Genomic DNA, 17,433 nt, shown 5'->3' with positions numbered 1-17,433 from the left:
CCTCGATGGACCGCATCTATCTCGACCATAATGCGACCACGCCCGTCGACCCCGCAGTCGTGCAGGCGATGGAGCCGTATCTGCGAGAGATATTCGGCAACCCGTCGAGTGTGGAGCATGAGGATGGTCATGTCGCCGCTCGTGCGGTTGCTACCGCTCGCGTCCAGGTCGCCGAGGCGATCGGCGCCCGCGAGAATGAGATCATCTTCACCGGCAGCTGTACCGAAGCGGACAATCTGGCGATCTTCGGGGTTGCGCGCGCCAACCCCGAGAAGAAGCATCTTGTCACGACCGTCATCGAGCATCCGGCGATCCTGGAGCCGGCGCGCGCGCTCGAGCGCGAAGGCTGGCGCATCACCTTTTTGCCGGTCGATGCCGACGGGCGGGTCTCGGTAGAAGTGGTTGCCCAGAGCCTGTGCGATGACACTGCTTTGGTGTCGGTCATGGCGGCTAATAACGAGGTCGGCTCGCTTCAGCCGATCGGCGAGATCGGCGCTCTCTGCGCCGCGCGCGACATCATATTCCATACCGATTTGGCGCAGGTCGCGGCCTGCGGCGACATTGACGTCGAGCGCGACAATATCCATCTTGCCAGCCTGTCCGCCCACAAGGCCTATGGGCCCAAGGGAATCGGCGCATTGTACGTCCGGTCGCGGCGGCCGCGAGTAAAGCTTGCCCCAATGCTCTTCGGCGGCGGCCAGGAGCGAGGCCTTCGGCCTGGGACCCTCAATACCGCCGGTATCGTCGGCATGGGCGCGGCAATGGCGATCGCCAGAAAGTCAGCCAAGGCCGAATCGGCGCGGCTGTCGGACCTGTGCAGTGAGTTCCGGGACCTGTTGCTCGCGCACGTCGCCGGCGCGGTGCTCAACGGGCATCCGACCGAGCGGCTGCCGAACAACCTGTCCTTTTCGATTCCAGGCCTGGAGCCGCTCGCGCTGATGCGCAGCCTCCGCGATCACCTGAGCTTTTCGGCATCGAGCGCCTGCGCGACGGACAAGATCGAGACGTCGCACGTCCTATTGGCCATGTTCGGCGATACCGAGCGGGCGCGCGGCGCATTCCGGATCGCTCCCGGCCGGTTTACGACCGAGGCGCAGATGAGGGCTGCAGCATCGCTCATCATCGACCAGTGCGCGCTGCTGCGACGCTCGCCGCCCGTTCCGATGCAGGCGATCGCCTAGGCGGCGCCCGCCTTCTCAACCGCTTCCTCGATCAGAGCGGTGTAACCCTGAATAAACTCCTCAGCCGTATAGGGCTTCATGTCGCGCTGCTCGGCGAGATATTCATACCCGCCGCTCGCATAGGCATTGAGCCGGCGCATACCCATCTCGGTCAGACTGTTGGGGCTTTCGGAGTCGACCAGGCGCTTAAAGAGCGCACGAACCTGCGCCTTCTCGCTGACATCGATGCCGCTCTTCTTGAGCTCCGCTGTCACCAGCAAGCCGATGATCAGGCGGCTCGCCGGCCGATAGTCCTCGACGAACTTCTCGACGAGGTCGGTCGCCGGATTAGCGGCACCGGACAGCTCCGCCGCGCGGCCGCTCGCAAGGCCGGCCAGCAGGCAAAGATAATAGACATCGAACTTGGTCTTGAACGGCGGCGCATCGGCAATCTCGGAGAACCAGCTCTGCGCGTCGGTGCGGAGGCGAAAATAGGCCATGTTATTCGTCCTCCTCGTCTTCGGTGATGTCGAACGTCATGAAATACTCATTCCCTTCGACCACGACCGAGTGATCGTTCTGGGTGACGCCGGTCGCGGGCAGTGCCGGAAGCAGGCGCGCCGTCCCTGGCGTTTTGCGGAACATCGTCAAATAGCGGATTTCGTCGGTTGCTCCAGCGAGCGCGGGCACGAAGCCCGGCAGCTCGGTGTTGATGGTAAACGCGACGAACTGGCTGCACAGTTCCGGGATCAGGCCACCCACCCGCCGCCGCCGGCCCATGTCCATAGGGTTTGCCGGACTGTCGACCACCAGGGGAAAGTCGTTGTTGCCGCGTCGAAGCGCACTCATCAGGAAGACATAGCCGGCGGCCAGCACCTGCGCCGTGCTGCCGGTCCCTTGGCCTTCGAGCCGGATCGAACGGTCGATCCGGGCAATAGTTAGCGGATCATTGGCGAGGACTTTCGCGAGCCGGTCGTTGCTCAGCGCAATGAGCTCGGTTTTGATCTTCTGGCGGGCGAGCTCCTTGGTCCGCGCCATGATGCCCTTGACCACATCGGTCTGCTTACGGAGCGTCACAGTCTCGGTGATCTCGGAGATCCGCGAGCCGAAATCCTTGATCTTCTTGTCGATCAGCTTGAGCGAGCAAGGGTCGGACGCGCCGTCCTTCTCGTCGTCGGCGTCGATCTCGTGGAGCAGGCGGGCACACTCGGCATTGAGCTGCGATTGTTTCTCCAGCTGCTGCTGCCAAGCGCGAAGTTCCTCATCGCCTTCATCGATCAGCTTCTGCTGAAGCGCGAGCACGGTCTGCCGCGCCATCTTCTGGTCGCGGCGAGCGGCCCCGAGCTCGGCCATTGCCTCTGCCAGGCTTTCGGACGGTGACTGGGTCTCTGATGCGGCGGTGAAATCACCAATGTCCTGCTTGATCGCGTTGACCACGCCCGACTCCGAGGCGTCGAGGTAGCGCAGCGACCGAATGCCGATCTCATGCTTGGCGCCGGCGGTCATCTCCCGCCCGCAGATGCACTCATCCTCCTCGAGCAGCTCGTTGAAGAATTGCGCGGAGGTGTTTTCGGGGAGACGCAGATTGTCGAGATTGTCCTTCAGTGCGATCAGCGAGTCGGCAAAGGATGGATGGATCGCCAGCGGCTGGCGCAGCGCCTGCATCGCGTTGCCGGCTGCAACGACTAGCGCCCCTTCGGTCCGCGTCATCTCGATCTTGGCTTCGTTAAACTGTTCGCGGGTCGACCGTCCGGTGCCCAGCCGTTCCTCGATCTTGTTCTTGAGGTCCTCGATTTCGGCGGCGGTGTCGCGGACCTGACCTTCAGCCTTGGCCCGTGCCTGGACGATGACTGCACGGCGGGCGGTCATGCTGGCGAGCTGCGAGCGCAGACGCGTCAGGGCGCTGTCGCTCTTGGCACCCGCCTGCTTCGTCCGCCGCGACCATTCCTGCTCGACGAAGTCCTCGACCTCATCGAGGAGATACAGCTGACACAGCGCGTCGATCGCATCGTCGGCCGCGGTCTCGCGAGCGTCGAGCAAACGCGCGGCAAATTCGCCGTTGAACACGAAAAGCCCGAGAAACTCCTTTGCGAGGAAGCGACGCACGAGCGGCGGCGGCGACCAGGACTGGACCACGCCGCCACTTCCAGGGTTCGTTGTGCGATAGCGGGCCGTCCCCATCTCGAAGTCGAGAACCAGCTCGATCGACAGCGGCCGGCCATCGACCAGCAGCGACACGACGAAGGTCCCGATGTCGCGGTCGTCGCCCTTGCGGCGATAGCTGCGGACCGTCTTGTCGTCCCAGGACGTCGCAACCCCGCTCAAAGTGGCGATCAGCATTTCGAGCGTGGTCGTCTTGCCGGTGCCGTTGGGCATCTGGAGCAGGGTGACCTTGGGCGGCGTCGGCGACGAACCGACCAGGTCGATGATGACGTCGGGGCAGCGCAATCCAGCGGTCGACCAGCCCGCAATATCAATTCGCACTCGACTGTCCCTCCACCTGCACGGCTTCCCGGACATCCTCGTACCGCTGGGCCTGATCCTCCTGGGCGTCGTCGCCTTCGGTCATTGCCTGAAGCCAGGCCTCGAGCCGAAGCGACAGCGCCCGCGGCTGCCCGCTTTCCTCGACAGCCTCGCGCAGCGCCGCTGCCAGCGCAGTATCAAGCGCCATCGTCATTCCCCTTTCTTACCGTCGCCAGGTTGGCCAGCCAAACTTGCCGTCCTTGGTCCGCATTCGGAATCGGGCCAGCTTCACCTCCCGGCCGTACGAAGTCCACCACCAGCGCGCGCTTTCCCGGGTTGGTCGGGTCGATCCGCAGGCAGCGTCCGATGCGCTGGATCGTCTCGAGCTTAGCCCGCGCCGATGCGAACAGGACCACCGTGTTGAGCGAACGGATGTCGATCCCTTGCGAGATGCGGTGGCACGTGATGAGGCAGTCGATATCGCCGCGCGCGAACGCAATTAGATGATCACGATCGTCATCGGCATAATAGGTGCGGTAGCGGTGCGTACGCCGGTGGATCGATGCGAGGATCCGCTCACCATATTCGATCGTCTCCACGAACACGATGCTACGGTTCAGGATTTCGGGCGCGATGCGAAGATGCTCTTCGAAGATCTCGGGCTTCGCCTCGGCCGTCTTGTAGACCTTGGCGATCTCGGTCCAGAGTTCCTCATTGCCCATCGGCCGGCCCTCGCGCAGCCGGGCCGCCTTCTTGGCATAGACCAGGCGAAGCCGCTCGCGATCGCCGTCAGTGAGATCATAAGCGAGCGGCCGGTAATCGAACTCGCTGAGGACACCCCGCGCAATCGCCTTCTCGAGCGGGAAGCGATAGAGCGTAGGACCCAGCTCGCTGGTGATGAAGTCATTGCCTAGGGCGTCATAGGCGCGGTCGGGGGTGGCGCTGAGCCCAACCCGCCAGCCAAACGCTCCGTGTTGTCCGGCCAGACTCTCGACCAGACTGGGCGTGCCAAGGCCGTGCACCTCATCATGGATGATAAGCGCCTTGCTCTTGACCCGATCGGGCAGCCGGGGGAGCAGTCGCGATAGCTGGCCGCGCGAGACGACGATCAGCGCGCGCTCAGGGTCGACGAGAAAGTCTCCCATTTCGTGATGGCGGCCGAAATGGCGGTAGATCAGCCATTTTGGTCCATCGTCCAGATTCCAGGCGTCGAGCTCGCCTGCCCATTGCTCGAGAAGGTCGGTGCCCTCCATCGTGACGATCGCGCAGCTGATCGCCCCGTCGAAGACAAGACGAGTCAGTATCTTGATCGCGGTCCGCGTCTTGCCGGTGCCGGTCGCCATTTCGAGGATGCCAGCAGGACTTTCCAGAAAAGCCGCGACCGCTTCATCCTGGTGGCGCCAGCGCGGGTCGGTCTCCGGGGGAGCATCGGTCTCTTGTTCAGGACCGGGCTGCACGAAGGGCCAGTCCGCATTCTGGCGAAGCCTGTTCAGGATCTTGATCGAGGGCTCGACCACGGCAAGGCCCGAGGCCTTTCCTGCCCAAGTCTCGTCGAACTGCTCGGCCTTGGTCGCAACCCGGTCCATCTCGCCCGGCAGCCAGTCGCAATACACATCGACACTCTCGTAATTCCTGGTGTGGCCTCCGCTGGTTTCGTTGGCCGAGCCGGTGAAGGCGACCCTGCCGCCGCCCTCGAGGTCGAAGATCCCGAACTTTTCATGGAAAATGCCCGGCTCGTCGAGATGCTCGGGGAAAGCGAACTTCAGTTGCAGACGGTCATTGGCGATCAGCCAGGCAAAGATGCGCGCGCGAACGGCGGTGTCGTTGGGGGCAAGCGCGAGTTCAGCGATCTCCTCGATGATGCGGTCGACAACCATCGATCGGTAGGCGGCGCGGGCTTGGTCATCCTCCATCGCGGTGAGCGTCTGGCGATCCGCTTCCGAGATCATCGGCGAAGAGATGAGGCGGATCGATAGCACCTTCAGGGCCGCCCGCGGCAGGCCGTCGATCCAGGCGAGGAGCGCCGTGCTGGAGAAATAGCCGGCGGCGCGGCGATAGAGCGTCGCCTCGCGAATGCAGGGCGCGAAAAAGTCATCGGCCAAGCTGTCGCGGCCGCTCCGGTAATGGCTTTTGGGATGAAACCCCGAATGTCCAGCCGGCTTAGCCATTCATGCCCCAATGCAGCATCATTCCTCGAGCAACCATCGTAACAGGTCTTCCCGCTTCTGCCGGTCCGCCGATTGGCGGCTCTCGGCCATGATCGCATCAAGCGGATCGACGATCAGGTCGTCGGCGGACGCTGAGCCGGCGGCTGCCGCGTCAAACATTGCCGCCAAACGGGCGGCGTCGGGCCAGCGTTCGATCTCCGGTGCAGCAGCGACGACCTCCTGCGCCAGGCGAAGGCCGATCCCTCGCTCCCACGACAAGACACCAGTCGATGACAGCGTGTCGACCAACTCGTCGCGCAGCGCGGTCGCACGTTCCGTCGCCTGATGAGATTGCTGCCAGGCGGCCGGGTCGGCGTCTGCGACGCTAACAGCGCCCAGTGCCAGCAAGATCGCGATGATCGAGGCACCGACCTGACTGTCGATGCGTCGCCCAGCCATCCGGTTGCAGGACATCCAGTTGAGCTCGCCCGAGCTGACCAGCTCGATGCAGGCCGCAAGGAGGCGGTCCAGGTCAGGGCGAGCATAGGCTTCGGGACGCAATGGCTCGGCAAGCTCGAAGCGTCCGTCGCGTCGAGCCACCTCTAGCCAATGGCTTTGCTCCGACGCGGAGATCGGCCAGGCATCGATATCGGCGACGGCCAGCAGCGAACGAAGGCTCTCGGGAGCGCCGTGATGATAACCCCACCGGGCCAGCGCGAACTCGCCTTCGAGCGACCAGAGCGGAAACACGTCCCGGCGTTCGCCCGCGCGCCGCGCAAGCGCCATCATCCGCAGCTGCATATTGTCGAGCAGATAGGGTGGTGGATCGGAAAGCAGGTCGGCGGCTGAGGGCACCTGATGAGGCAGCCCATAAACCCCGGGCAGGAGCCGGCTGAAGATGTGAGAATTGGTCAGCAGGGTTGGACCGACACTGTTCGGCGAACGGCCTGCTGGAAGGATGTCCTTCGCATTCTGATAGAGGGTGAGCAGGCGCTCGGGTCCGCGGCGTTCCAGCGCGGCGATCAGCGATGCCGCGCAGGTCTCTTCGTCGCTCTCGCTATCACTTTGTGCGACCGGTGCCGGGCAATCGCCCTCAGCGGAACCGGCGGCGTCCGGAACCGGAGGCGACCCGCAGGCGCCAATTCCAGACCAGACCTGGTCGTAGGTTTCGACGAAGAGGTGCGGCGCGGCCAGCATGACGATCTCTGCGTCGCGTGCCGAACATGGATCAGACGGGCAGAGACGATGATATTGTGGGATCAAGCGATCTGCCGGCAGCGGGCCAGATGCCGATGCGAGAAGCCGATGCAGACCGAGCGCCCGGCGCATCCGGCGCCCTGGCCTGGATTGAACCACATAACCTTGCTCCAGCTCCAGACCGAGCTCGACCCTGAGCGCGGCTTCGATCTCCGCCCGATCGTCAGTATGGGCTGCGTCACGGAGCGAGCGGGGCAGTGGCAGCTTGAGAATCGGACGAATTTCGGCTGCGGCGGTTTTGACCAAGGCAGAATCGATTGGCGACCCGAACCAGCCATGCGCCGATCGTTCGGCTACATCAGTCAGCAATGCGCGCGGCGTTCTTCCGAGCAGTTCAAGCGCAAGCTGGAGTTCGCCGCCAAGCTTGCGCAGGGCAGCGTCCGACTGCGGGTCCGTGATCCATCCGCGGCCTTCGCTGATCTCAAGCCATGCGCGCTCAGACGCGGCATTTACATGATCCGCGAGCGGTACGCGGCGCATTCGCACCCGCATCCGGCCAAGCGCGCGTTTCTCGATCTGGCGGATCCGTTCGCGCGTGACGCGGAAGTCGGCGCCGATCTCCTCGAGGGTTTCGGTGTCCGCCCGGCCGATACCGAATCTTCGTTCGACGACTTCGCGGTCGCGGTCCTGGCACTGGCTGAGCAGCCAATCGAGACAGTCCGCCAGCGTCTCATGCGTCGGCACATCATCTGTCGGCAGAGCCGCCGCTCCATCCCTGTGGCCGAACAATGTGGAAAAGGTGCGTGCTATCTGCTCTGGCGCCACGCCATTTTGTGCGAGCAACCTTGGGACAAGCCGGTGAACCAGTTGGGTCAACTCGCGCGCCGAGGTGCGTCCGACGTTCGGCCGCCGCATGAACTCGGCCAGGAACGGCTGCAGGTTGAGCGCAACAGCAGCGAAGCGTATCGTTCGGAGCTCAGGCGCAGCCAGGCCATTTTCGAGCCGAACCGAAAGGATTTCTCCCTCGGTCGCTTGACGCAGAGAAAGGTGCCCGATGGCGTCGAGGACCTCCTCTGGGGTGGGCCCGTCGTCAATAAGCTCGGCTGTCACGACTGGTCGGGTCCATGTCTCGCAGTTTGCCGTGATCATGGCATCGAGCTCGCGGGCAGTTTTGGTCCCAAAGTTCGGGACCTCACGCATCATGGTCGGGATAGCCATCGCACCCGCCGCGAGATAATCCGCCGCCGTGAGGTACGGAAGAACGCCGGCTTGGGCGGCCGCCGTGATCGAGTTGCGCAAGCGTACCGTGGTGCCCTCGGTGAGCACGAATTCGGTAAGACGCGGCGACTCATCGACCGGCGCGGTCTCGACCGGATCCTTGACCGCGAGCGGCAAAGGTTCGACGTTGTCGGCAGCTGGCCTGAACACTGCTCCGATCCTGGCGAACCATGTGCGAGGCAAGGTGCTAGTCATCGCGCGGCTCTGGAGCTCATGCGGCGCTGCGCTCGCTGCTCTTCAGGCTCTCCGCGAAGCGGTCGTATAGGCGGGCGATGTAGAAGATCCTCGCCGGCCGCCCCTTGCTCCTATCAGATGGATGGCTGTCGAAGATGGCCCCGGCGAACTTATGCAGCACGGCCACAGTCAGCACATCGGCGGAAGCCGGATTCAAGCTATATTCGGCACCGTCGACAGTCGTGAGATAGCGATTGAACGCGTCGATGAGTTTCGCGGCGACAGCGGGGCTGAGCGCCTCATCGCCGAGCTCGGCCTTTAGCGCGACGACAGAATTGAGCCCCTGCTCAGTGACGGCGTCAAAGGCTTGGCCGGCGTTCACCGACAGATCGGCATCAGGGAAGAACGGACGGAGCCGGGCTACGAAATCGTGGACATCAACGAAGTCGCCGACATTTTCCTGCATCCTGGCTGCATTGGCTGCCAGCAACCGCGTGATCGCCGCATCCCCTGACCGGGTGAGATGTCCGAGCGCCTCTAGCAGACCTTTTTCGGCATCACCGGGGCCGCCGCCTTCGGGCTTGTAGCCGATGTCGTGCTCAATCTCGTTCCAGACGTGTGCCATCATCGAGCACACCTGGATTTCGCAGCTCGTGCCGCGCAGATTCTCATAATGCCCGACCAGGTCCTCCTCCCGCAGGAACACTTGGCAGTGGGTGGCCCGGTAGAATTGATAGCTGTTGACGGCGAGCTTGTCCTTCTTGTCGACGAACACGTCGCTGCTACTTTCTCCTTCGAACAGCTTCTTGATCTCGTCGGTAACGCGGCGCTCATCCTCGGGTCGATAGGTCGCGATACGCACGCCGGCAAAGTCGCCGACGCCAGCGAACACCTCGTCGACGCTGGCGTAATTCTTGTCGGCACGACGGGCAAACCGCTTTAGCTTGCCCTCGAAGCTGCGGACAGTTTTCGTGCGAAACGTGACCTGCGCGCGGATCGCATTGTCCTCCACAATGCTGGAGCGACAGATGTCGGAGACGCGCGCAGCGAGCTTCAGGTAACGGTCTCGTTCGCGATCGTAGCGAGCGACAGCGTCGTGTATGACTTTTTCAGATATCGGCATCGCTCGCCCCCTCGACATCTAGGTGCCTCAAACACCTTAAAAAGTCGAGCTGAGAGAAGCACTCGCAACCGTCTGCAGCAACCGGATTTGGCCCACCAAGAGGAATTAAGGCTGCAGACCTGTACCGACAGACTTCGGACCTCCTCCGTCCAAACAATGTCCAGCCTTTTCCACAAATTCAGATCGTGATGAAAAATGGTCGCGGCAACTTCGCAAGTCTATCTTTTCCCGAGAAATAAATCCGCTTAGGCGCCCCGTTAGAATGCACTTCTGATGCCGGCTCAAAGTTGAGCTGGTAATGCGGCCTGTGGGTTGCCGACCGCCCGGCGATAGCTGGTCCGCACAGCCGCCGTCGTCACCGGCACGCCTGCCATGTGGAATGCAAGATCTCGCGCTAGCGTTTTCTCGGCAACGATCATCTTCTTCTTAGCAGGGTCCCAGAGAACATTCCGGAACGGTGGCTTCGAGATGTCTATCGGCATGAGTCGGAGCTGATGAACGGCGTCGGCCACGCTAATCCCATTCGCTTTCGCCAGTGCAACGCTCGTCCGCGTGAAGATCTCCAGTCCGATAGAACGGAACAGAAGATGGCCGCCGGAATCATGGCGCTGCGCGGCGGTGATCGCTGATGGATCGGCTGCCGCAAAAACATCCCGAACAGGCTTGAAAGCCTTGCCCAACGCTGAAAAATAAGCCGTCGCGACCGCGTAATAATGGTCCAGCTTGTCATCCGTCGGGCGACGGGTCTTCAAAGTGCGATCCGACGCTTTGCCGAGATCGTGTAGGAACAGCATCTTGAGCACGTCGTAGAGCGAGGAGATAGTCATCATCGATTCGTGGTTGGTGACGGGCATGTTGGTGCTTGAAATCACAGCCACCTTTGGATGCTTGAAGCTCGCATTCTCCTCTACAAGCCGCCTGGCGATGATCGCCATCGCATCGTCTTCATCCAGTGCGATAATATCGGCCTTCTGGACAGGAATAGCGGTCTTGTTGAGGGTGGTGAACAGACGGCGGGTACGCTGTTTGCCGGCCTTGTCCTTCTTGTGTCCTACAATCAGGACGGGGACCAGGTCATCCTCGAGCTTCGTGCCGTCGGCCAGCGCTTGCCGGATGCCGGCCAGCCTGTGCTGACCGTCGAGCGCGAAGATTTTCTCGGCACCGCTTAGGCGTAGGAAACCGATGCTATCGCGCGCGCGCTCCGAAATTTCCTTGAGGATATTTGGCTGCGAGGACGATCGCAAATTGCCGACCTCAAGCCACTCCGGAGCGCCGGCATAGGTTGCCAACACGAGTGAGTTGAAGAAACGGTCGGGCGCCGAAGCGAGATAGGAGGCGATCTGCTTTGCGCGGGCGCCGGTCAGGCGCCGCTGGATCAGCTCCGAGAGGGCCTTGTCGGGATGAATTTCCTCAGCGAAGCGTACTCGCGTCGACAGCTCGTCGATCGGCATCAGGCAGGAATAGAAGATCCAACTGCCGAACGAGCCACGCAGCGATGGAAGAACAAGGGGTGTGTTCGCCATCAGAATGTTGCTGCCTTTGCTGCTCGAAGGACGCCCTCGATGTCACGTTTGTTGATAGGTGGTACCAAGGCGTTGATGAAGGACGATTCGATCCGCGCTAGGTTTACTGCCTTGTTTGGCAGCGGCACGAAGTTGAAAAAGAGATCGCCGGCCCAGTTCTGAAGCATGAAGGACACTGCAGGGCGGCCGTCTTCCTTGCGCTGATGGGCCAGATATTGGCCGTATCGTTTGTACAGGTTCGCCGCCTCGGACTCATCACCGGTGATACCGACGTACATTATGTAGCCATGAGCCGGGAGTTTTGCAGCGGATAGCTCCGTCGTGAACGCATAGATACCGCGTTGCTTAGGAACCTCGGCCTGGCCGGCCTCGTCGAATCGGATTTTCTGCCAATCGAGTCGGTATCGGCTACGGAAGGATCGCCACTTCTTCAGGTCGAGGAAAAATTCATAAAGCTCGGCCTTATACTTCTTCGTCTGATTGACCAGATCGTGGTGCTTACCTGGCACGCTTCCCCCTACGGTTCCCCAACAACCCGTGCTGGTTAGCAGAAGGGCTTGCGACGACAAAGCAAGGACGCGCAATCGCGCCGACTTAACCGAGCAGTTAGGCAATTCTCACGCGAAGCGGATGACATAGCTGCGGACGCACCCGACCGATGCACAATTGGGCGAATGACCGCAAGCGAGCTGCTTCGCACCTCATGAGCCCGGCTACCAACTCGGCTTTCTTGCGGACGCATGGGAACTCGAACCAAGCGTCCAGCTACATCCAGCCTTTTCCACGAATTCAGATCGTGCTAATGATGTCCTTGGCGACTTCTCAAGTCTTTGATTTGAATGAGAAATCAACCGTTTAGGCGGCGTCCGAGAAAGCTCTTCTGGGCACCATTTTTCTGACACCCCCAAATAGCGATGATTTCGCTCTTCCCGCGCTCGGGAAGGGGTTTGGTGGCTGCGTCTTTTCCCCTTGTAGCCGGCTCCCTGACACCACACGAATTTTGCGGTCGCGAGCCATACATGCGCACATGCGATCATCGCAGGTCGATAATCTATGTTGGGAGATCAAGGGCTTTTCCAAGCCTGCCCAGCCGGGAAGGCTGGTGACCCCTACGGGAGGGGTCCCCAACAATCTTCCGATAGAAAAATCAACAACTTATTGACCGCCGGATAAGCCCAAAACTACGTCCGTGTACTACCCATTTGGAGTACCGGGCATGGGCACGGTGCCAGCGCTGCCCGGACCTGTAAAGGCGAAAACCGTCTCGACCTGCGTGGCGGTTCTCACCGCTGAGTGGTGAGGTGTTCCGGGTATGTCCTACATGCGACCGATCAATGCCAACCATAGATCGTGATCATGCAACCCCAAATAGCAATCGGCGACTCCCCCGACCACGAGAAGGCCGGTGCCAGTCAGCAAGCCAGCCTGTCCGCTGTGCGCCTGACATTTCCATCGCCTCCATGGCGGTCGCGCCGACCGATCTCCAAGACTCGCATTAACGGCGCGCGCCAAGTCGCTGAACGGGAGCTGCGTGGAGAATTTATTCGCAGAAAATTCGCTATATGTTGTCTACAAATGGCCGAAATGAGCTATTCATAATATTCTAGCCGGGTTTTAGCCGTGTAAATACCCCTTGCGCGCCTATTTCCAAGTGCCTACTTCGCCTCCATCAGAAATCCTGGAGGTGCCGGTGCCGTTCGAATATTCTCCCGCAGATCTCTCCGAAATTCGCGACCTGCTCGGCCGCCATGGCGCGACAGAGGCGCTGATCAAGCCGCTGAGCAAGAACCACAACGACAAGAACCAGATCTACTCCGGTGCTGATTTCGCACCCGTCTATCCCATGTTCGACGTGACATTCTCACTCCGGGGATCGTCTGCAAGCCGCAGGAAGGGAGCCAACACGAAGGGGGCGGCGATTCCAGAGGCGATTTTCAGTCACTTTGCCTGGATCGATACAACTGGCCGGGAGGTCGCCGCCCGAGACGTGCGGATGATCATCTACCCTCAGTATCCGGAGACGCGGCTGAGTGGATTCAAGACAGTCGAGAACACCATGCCGGAAGCCATGTCGGTGGCGTTTACGAAGGCGCATCCGCACATACCCCGGTATCTGGTTCTGGGACGCCGGGGCTTGGGCGAGGTCATTGCGGTCCTGGTTGCCGATCCCAAGCCGCAGTTCATCAGCGATGTCGCCGCCCTGCCTTCAGCACAGGGTTCGCGAGTGTGGCGGCATCTGCGGCTACGGTCGACCGCGCCTGAGCGCCTCACTGCTATGCTTGCGGTAGCCGCCGGGCGACCGCTGCCCGGCAGTCGGCTGGATACGTCGGGAGGCACTCTTGCTTTCAACGGAACTCAGGTGTGCGGCTACACCCTGGAGCATGCGCTCGGGATCATTCCGAACAGTGACAAGAATGGCGATTTCGAGGGAATTGAGCTCAAGACCCACACTCAGAAGAAGGTGACCCTGTTCACGCCGGAGCCCGATATGGGGGTTTATGCGCAAGATTTTGCGAAGTTCATGCAAACTTGGGGCTACCCTGATGAAAACGGCAATCTGCGGGTTACCGGCGTCCATCGCGTAGGGGTGCGATGCGACAAGAGCGGCCTGACTCTCCGAATCATGAACCATGTCCGAGGCGTCTCGCTTGCAGCCAGCGCCGACGATGACGTGCATCTTGGCCTGTTCGATGACGAGGATTGTTTGGCGGCGGGATGGTCGTTGGAGCGGATGCTCAACTCCTGGACATCCAAGCACAACGAGGCTGTCTACATCCCCGCCACGAAAGTGAAGTCCAGCGATCCGGAGTTGCTGAAAATGGGGCACCAGCACATCATCCAGTTTTCCCGGCAGGTGATGTGGTGCCGGGAGACCTCGGCCGAGCGACTGTTCGAGGCGCTGTACAACGGCACGCTGTTTCTCGATCCGGCACCTAAGTACTGTCCCGGCAATCCCCGGCTCAACAAACGGCGTTCACAATGGCGCGTCAACGACATCGCCGAGGCCGCAAAGGATTTGTACCGGGATGTGCGCACAATTTCCCTTGATGCACACTGAATTGATCCCTGATCGCCCGGTTGGGCTTGCTGCCGCAGCCCGGGCGCTTGGGCGCTTCGCATGACAGGTAACCGCTGCCACCCCTGAAATCAGATCGAAATCCAGCCAAGAACAAAAAGTGAACTATTTTTGAAACAGGACTTGTTATCTGGGATGAAGGACGACACTGTGTCGTAAATTGTCCCAGAGGAAAATATGCTTAACGAATTTGCTGCTCTTCGCGTCCGCGCCGGCCTGTCGGTCGATGAACTCGCCCTCATGACCGGTTACAGCGGGCGTCAGGTACAGCGCTGGGAAGCAGGTGAGGGTAAGCCGCGCGAGGCCGCAATCGGGCTACTTCGTTCCATGGCTCGCGAGACCATTAATCAGCCTGCCACCCGGTTCAACTTCATTGACCTGTTTGCCGGGATTGGAGGGATTCGCAAAGGCTTTGACGCAATAGGAGGACATTGCGTGTTCACCTCCGAGTGGAACAAATATGCCCAGCAGACTTACGCCGCCAATTTCCGGGACAATCATCCGCCGCATGGCGATATCACGACCATTGGCATCGATGAGATCCCAGACCACGACGTTCTGCTTGCAGGCTTCCCGTGCCAGCCTTTTTCGATCGCAGGCGTATCCAAGAAGAACTCCCTGGGCCGCAAGCATGGATTTCTGGATGAGACTCAGGGCACGCTGTTTTTCGATGTCGCGCGCATTCTGAAAGCAAAGCGACCGGCGGCGTTTCTGCTTGAGAACGTCAAGAACCTGACCAGTCATGACAAGGGGCGTACCTTTGAGGTGATCCTCAAGACCCTGACCGAAGAGCTCGGCTACAAGGTCTGGCACAGGGTCATCGACGCACAGCACTTCGTTCCGCAGCACCGCGAACGCATTGTCATCGTTGGCTTCCGGGAGAATGTTGCATTCGGATGGGATGACCTGAAGCTTCCTGTCCGGGGTAGCGTGCGCCTGAAGAGCATTCTGCATCCGCAGGATGGATCAGAGAAGGCAGAAGCACCTTATACCTTGGGCCCCGATGCCATTGTGAACGGCAAATATACGCTGACTGACAAGCTCTGGCAGTATCTTCAGGGGTATGCCGATAAGCACAAAGCGGCGGGAAATGGCTTTGGCTTCGGTCTCGTGACGCCGGACGATGTCGCTCGCACGCTTTCCGCCCGCTACTATAAGGACGGATCCGAAATCCTCGTTAGTCAGGGCAAAAAGCGTAATCCGCGCCGCCTTACGCCGCGGGAATGCGCCCGCTTGATGGGCTATGGCGATGACTTCCGTATCCCCGTGTCAGATACCCAAGCTTACAAGCAGTTCGGCAATTCCGTGGCGGTGCCCGTTTTCGAGGCCGTCGCGCGGATTATGCAGCCCCATATCCAGGCGCTGGTCGAACCGGCATTGCCGCGCGAAGCTGCCTGAGGTGTGGCTGACGTTCACGATGCAGCGACCCGCAGCCGGAATATGTCTGCCATCAAAAGCAGTCATACAAAGCCGGAACTGCTGATCCGCAAAGCATTGCATGCGGCCGGTCTGCGTTACCGTCTTCACGCGAAACAACTGCCGGGCAAACCTGACCTCGTCTTCCCCCGCCATAAAGCGGCCGTGTTCGTGCATGGCTGCTTCTGGCATCAGCATGACTGCCATTTGTTCAAATGGCCAGCCACGCGGGTGGATTTCTGGCGTGAGAAGATCGGCCGCAATGTCGCCAACGACGAGCGGGTCACCGGCGCGCTGCTAGACGCTGGCTGGCGTGTAGCGACGGTGTGGGAATGTGCGCTCAAAGGCCGGACGAGAAGTGATTTTGGGGAAGTGATGCGGCGTCTGATCGTCTGGATACAGTCTAACGACCAAATGATCACGATCAGGGGGGAATAGAAAACAGCTGGCCCGCTTCTGGTAATCGGAGGCATTTCGATTCGAAAGGGCAAGCTTCCTAAAAGGTTCACCAGAGATTTACCGATATTCTCGATATACAGCGGAATGACGGTAGGAGAGATGAGCTTGAGTAAAACGAAAATTCGCGACGCCTACGGCAACTCCGCGCCCTCGGGCTATTCAATTGACTTCTTCAGACATGCGGGAGTGCAGGGATCAGAAGCTTTTCTGGCTAGCCCCTTCGTATCTACATATGAACCCGTCAGGCTCCTCACTGTACAGAACTGTAAGGTCAACTTGCTCGTTCGACTATGCTCCATCACGACGCCGGCAGCGCTACGCCAGATGCTCAAAGATCCGTTGGTGAGTGTTCGATACTATACTAGCCGAGAATTTCACGCAAAGCTGTATATCGTCGGGAACGTCGCGATGGTCGGTTCCGCAAATCTCACCGACGCCGGCTTGATGCGAAACCGAGAGGTATCCGTGGTGCTTCATAAGGGAAGAGACACCGGTTTCGATGAACTGCCTGGTCTTTTTAATCTATTCTGGGATCGCGCGGACGTCTTCACCGAAGAACTCTGCACGCAATACGAACTAGCGTTTCGTACTGTTGGAAATCCCGTCGAAGACTCCGATTTTCAGAAGCACATTGAACGCTTTGTCCCTCCTGCTTCGCCGCCAAGTGCGAAAGTCGGCAGTGACTTGGTTTCGAAGAAGCGGTCTTTCCTTCAGGCATTGCGCCGCAAGTATGAGGAGGAATTGATTCCAGCCTTTCAGGAAGTGCGAGATATCTTCGCGGCGGATGGCCGGCGGCGATCAGAGTTCCGCGAGGGAGATCCAGACATTGAGATTGGCCGCTTTCTCGGCTGGCTGCGTGTGACCCATGCGCCTGCCGACACATGGCACTCGACGCCCCTGACAGATCGCGAAGAACGGGGGCAACGTATCCGCCATTGGCTGGATATTTGGTTTGCCCAGGCGGAAACGGATGCTGGCGACATGGTTCGGGCCGATAGCGAGGTCGGCAACATTCAGCGCCTACGGGCAACATTGAGGTCTCCTGCTTCAATTGAGGCCGCGGAATATGATGAGATTTTTGACGCGCTGAGCGGCGTGCACGCGTTCAACGAACGCCTACGGTTCGTTGCAGGCGGCTTACGAGGCCTACGGCCGGAATTTCTTGCCCAAAATGGACTTCTCAGCATCAAGGAAACACTGACCTACCTTTTGCATGGCAACGGCACTCAACTCGAGCGCGCCTATGACTGCCTATTCGACGAAAACAGATCCTTGAGCGGCTTCGGTGAAGCCTGCATCATGGAGTTAATTGGTTGGATGGATACGGAACGACCGCCAATTAATGGCCGCACAATCAAGTCTCTGCGCTTTCTAGGCTTTGACGTGAAGGATTAAGATAGCTGACCAGGCCCACCTC

At 60.3% G+C, this 17,433-nt stretch carries 13 protein-coding genes; 5 read left to right on the top strand and 8 right to left on the bottom strand.

Annotated features, from left to right (window positions below):
- Positions 1–5: 5 nt before the first annotated feature.
- A complete protein-coding gene (locus M2336_RS13470) occupies positions 6–1,181 on the top strand; it encodes a cysteine desulfurase family protein (protein ID WP_264593063.1) in 1,176 nt (391 codons plus the stop codon).
- Here the strand turns inward: M2336_RS13470 and M2336_RS13465 are convergent.
- The 8 genes from M2336_RS13465 to M2336_RS13430 all read right to left on the bottom strand — a co-directional run bounded on the left by M2336_RS13465 (position 1,178) and on the right by M2336_RS13430 (position 11,574).
- Positions 1,178–1,660, bottom strand: a complete 483-nt coding sequence (locus tag M2336_RS13465; protein WP_264593062.1) for a hypothetical protein — start codon at positions 1,658–1,660, stop codon at positions 1,178–1,180. The genes M2336_RS13470 and M2336_RS13465 overlap by 4 nt on opposite strands.
- Before the next feature lies 1 nt (position 1,661).
- On the bottom strand, positions 1,662–3,608 hold the full coding sequence (locus tag M2336_RS13460) for a hypothetical protein (protein WP_264593061.1): 1,947 nt from the start codon (positions 3,606–3,608) through the stop codon (positions 1,662–1,664).
- Between the two features lie 25 nt (positions 3,609–3,633).
- Complete coding sequence (locus M2336_RS13455; protein ID WP_264593060.1) at positions 3,634–3,837, bottom strand: CxC ATPase DNA modification system associated small protein; 204 nt, start codon at positions 3,835–3,837, stop codon at positions 3,634–3,636.
- Positions 3,821–5,791, bottom strand: coding sequence for a DEAD/DEAH box helicase family protein (locus M2336_RS13450; protein WP_264593059.1), 1,971 nt, complete (start codon positions 5,789–5,791; stop codon positions 3,821–3,823). Before M2336_RS13450 ends, M2336_RS13455 begins: the two co-directional genes overlap by 17 nt.
- An 18-nt stretch (positions 5,792–5,809) precedes the next feature.
- Entirely contained in the window at positions 5,810–8,440 is a 2,631-nt protein-coding gene (locus M2336_RS13445; protein WP_264593058.1) for a sigma factor-like helix-turn-helix DNA-binding protein, read from the bottom strand.
- A 16-nt stretch (positions 8,441–8,456) separates the two neighbouring features.
- Entirely contained in the window at positions 8,457–9,542 is a 1,086-nt protein-coding gene (locus M2336_RS13440; RefSeq protein WP_264593057.1) for a GTP pyrophosphokinase family protein, read from the bottom strand.
- A 281-nt stretch (positions 9,543–9,823) separates the two neighbouring features.
- Positions 9,824–11,065: a DGQHR domain-containing protein gene (locus M2336_RS13435; RefSeq protein WP_264593056.1), complete on the bottom strand. Its 1,242-nt coding sequence runs from the start codon at positions 11,063–11,065 to the stop codon at positions 9,824–9,826.
- Positions 11,065–11,574: a hypothetical protein gene (locus M2336_RS13430; RefSeq protein WP_264593055.1), complete on the bottom strand. Its 510-nt coding sequence runs from the start codon at positions 11,572–11,574 to the stop codon at positions 11,065–11,067. The genes M2336_RS13435 and M2336_RS13430 overlap by 1 nt, the downstream gene beginning before the upstream one ends.
- A gap of 1,124 nt (positions 11,575–12,698) precedes the next feature.
- On the opposite strand from M2336_RS13430, the gene M2336_RS13425 reads away from it, so the two are divergent.
- The 4 genes from M2336_RS13425 (at position 12,699) to M2336_RS13410 (ending at position 17,411) form a co-directional block, all read left to right on the top strand.
- Positions 12,699–14,123: an MvaI/BcnI family restriction endonuclease gene (locus M2336_RS13425; RefSeq protein WP_264572921.1), complete on the top strand. Its 1,425-nt coding sequence runs from the start codon at positions 12,699–12,701 to the stop codon at positions 14,121–14,123.
- A 195-nt stretch (positions 14,124–14,318) separates the two neighbouring features.
- Positions 14,319–15,539: a DNA (cytosine-5-)-methyltransferase gene (gene dcm / locus M2336_RS13420; RefSeq protein ID WP_264572920.1), complete on the top strand. Its 1,221-nt coding sequence runs from the start codon at positions 14,319–14,321 to the stop codon at positions 15,537–15,539.
- Positions 15,540–15,542: 3 nt separating this feature from the next.
- The gene (locus M2336_RS13415) at positions 15,543–15,995 is read left to right on the top strand and encodes a very short patch repair endonuclease (protein WP_264572919.1); all 453 of its coding nucleotides are present in this window, start codon (positions 15,543–15,545) and stop codon (positions 15,993–15,995) included.
- 126 nt (positions 15,996–16,121) lie between these two features.
- On the top strand, positions 16,122–17,411 hold the full coding sequence (locus tag M2336_RS13410; RefSeq protein WP_264572918.1) for a phospholipase D family protein: 1,290 nt from the start codon (positions 16,122–16,124) through the stop codon (positions 17,409–17,411).
- Positions 17,412–17,433: the final 22 nt, after the last annotated feature.

It is taken from the genome of Sphingobium sp. B1D7B, from assembly GCF_025961965.1.
Taxonomy (GTDB): Bacteria; Pseudomonadota; Alphaproteobacteria; order Sphingomonadales; family Sphingomonadaceae; genus Sphingobium.
This window is presented reverse-complemented; position numbering and strand designations above follow the sequence as displayed.

Coding starts and splice junctions, on each gene's coding strand:
- M2336_RS13450 (WP_264593059.1), bottom strand. CDS start 5,791: ATGGCTAAGCCGGCTGGACATTCGGGGTTTCATCCCAAAAGCCATTAC.
- M2336_RS13440 (WP_264593057.1), bottom strand. CDS start 9,542: ATGCCGATATCTGAAAAAGTCATACACGACGCTGTCGCTCGCTACGAT.
- dcm (WP_264572920.1), top strand. CDS start 14,319: ATGCTTAACGAATTTGCTGCTCTTCGCGTCCGCGCCGGCCTGTCGGTC.
- M2336_RS13445 (WP_264593058.1), bottom strand. CDS start 8,440: ATGACTAGCACCTTGCCTCGCACATGGTTCGCCAGGATCGGAGCAGTG.
- M2336_RS13435 (WP_264593056.1), bottom strand. CDS start 11,065: ATGGCGAACACACCCCTTGTTCTTCCATCGCTGCGTGGCTCGTTCGGC.
- M2336_RS13455 (WP_264593060.1), bottom strand. CDS start 3,837: ATGACGATGGCGCTTGATACTGCGCTGGCAGCGGCGCTGCGCGAGGCT.
- M2336_RS13470 (WP_264593063.1), top strand. CDS start 6: ATGGACCGCATCTATCTCGACCATAATGCGACCACGCCCGTCGACCCC.
- M2336_RS13465 (WP_264593062.1), bottom strand. CDS start 1,660: ATGGCCTATTTTCGCCTCCGCACCGACGCGCAGAGCTGGTTCTCCGAG.